Annotated in this window: 2 protein-coding genes; both read right to left on the reverse strand. The window is 26.8% G+C overall.

Annotated elements, in window-relative coordinates:
• Positions 1-521, reverse strand: a 521-nt coding sequence (locus VLM92_RS12300) for a BadF/BadG/BcrA/BcrD ATPase family protein (protein WP_325276629.1), incomplete at its 3' end; no start/stop codon positions are given.
• A gap of 260 nt (positions 522-781) precedes the next feature.
• On the reverse strand, positions 782-2,018 hold a 1,237-nt coding region (locus VLM92_RS12305), incomplete at its 5' end, for a Na/Pi cotransporter family protein (protein WP_325276630.1).

Raw genomic sequence — 2,018 nt, forward strand, 5'->3', positions numbered from 1 at the left:
GGTTGAATATCTGTTTTTGCAAATACACCACATCTTGATGCTATAGGGTAAATTACTTTATAGTCTTTAGCTAACTCATTAAGACCTATTGCATCTGTTTGTAAAAGAGAAGCCATTTGGTCAATGAATGCCCCTGTTCCACCAGCACATATACCATTCATCCTTTGATCTATTCCATTACTTAAATAAGTTATTTTTGCATCTTCTCCACCAAGTTCTATGACTACATCTGTTTGAGGGTAAAAATACTCTATTGCCTTTGTAGATGATATAACTTCTTGAACAAATTTTACATTAAGCTTTTTTGATATGTCTATTCCTCCTGAACCTGTTACCACAATAGTTACTTTTGAGTTTTCTAAATTATCATAAATATTAATTAGTACTTCTTTTACAGATTTTTTTATATCAGAATAATGTCGTTTATATTCTTTATATACTATATCATCTTTATTATTAAGTACTACCGTTTTGACCGTTGTTGAGCCAATATCAATGCCTATACGAAATAATCCCTCCATTTATATCCCCCCACAATGCATGAATGTATTTGACTATTGCAATGTTTTAAGAAGTATATTACCTACTATTAAGATTTATGCTTTAAGCACTATTTATATGTAGTATAATTTGTTTTGTAAATATTTTTATCATCTAATATAATCTATTTTTCAACATCTACGTCATATATTACTTTTTTCCAAGCAAAAAGACGTATGAATATACGCCTTTTTACATTAAACTTATTTTATTTTAAATAATCTCTATCCTATAATCTTGTCTAGTTCAATACTTTCTTTGCTATATTTGAGCAATGATCGGATATTCTTTCTAGGTTACTTATTAAATCTAAATACAAAATTCCCGCATCTATTTTACAATCATTATTATTTAATCTATATATATGATTCATTCTAATAGATTTTTCTATTTTATTTACTTGTTCTTCTATTTTCATTATTTTCTTTGCTATATCTTTATCCTTGTATTGTATTAACTTAAAAGCATTTTCATAATTCCCCTTCACTTTTTCATACATTTCATTAATTTCTTTTATTCCTGCAACTGATATATTAACATCTTTTTCAATTATAGATGATGCAAGCTCTGCTATATTTTCTGAATGTCCTCCTATTCTTTCTAAATCATTTATTATGTTAGATAAATTATCTATATCTTCTATTAAATCCTTTGTAATAGATGCCTTAGATAATTTTATTAAGTAAATTAATAATTTTTTTTGCAATTCATTTATCATTATTTTTATTTCAAATGTATTATCTACATCCTTTTGTGATTTATTTAAAAAGCCATTCATAGAACTATACAAACATTCTTGTGTCAAAGTAGCCATTTTTAAAGTTTCTTTTATCGTATTTCCAAAGGCTATAGAAGGTGTTTCAAGCATTCTTTCATCAAGGTAGGTTTCATTTTCCTTTTCATCATCACTCTGAGGAACTATTTTCATGGCTAATTTAACTATGTATTTAGCAAATGGTAAAAGTAATATAACTGAAATTATATTAAATAATGTATGGGTATTTGCTAATTGTCTGGCCACATTTGTTGGATTTATTTTGGTAACTAGATTAACAACAGGTTTATTTAAAAATATTAAAAAGATTGCTGTACCTATTGCATTAAATAGTAAATGTATAATCGCTGCTCTTTTTGCATTTTTATTAGCACCTATACTAGATATTAATGAAGTAACACAAGTTCCTATATTTTGTCCATAAAGTATAGGAAGTGCTGATTGTAGCGGTATAAGTCCTTGTGCTGCAAGTACTATAAGCATTCCCATAGATGCACTAGAACTTTGAACTATAGCAGTTATAATAAATCCTAAAAATAAACCAATTAATGGTTTTTGACCAAAACTTATAAGTGCATCTGTAAATTCTTTAGATTCTGATAATGGTTTTACAGCTTCTTTCATAAATTCCATGCCTGTAAATAAAATCCCAAAACCTAATAATATTTCTGCAATATTTTTAGTTCTATTTTTTGATGAAAAA

This window comes from Romboutsia sp., from assembly GCF_035470145.1.
Lineage (GTDB): Bacteria > Bacillota > Clostridia > Peptostreptococcales > Peptostreptococcaceae > Romboutsia_D.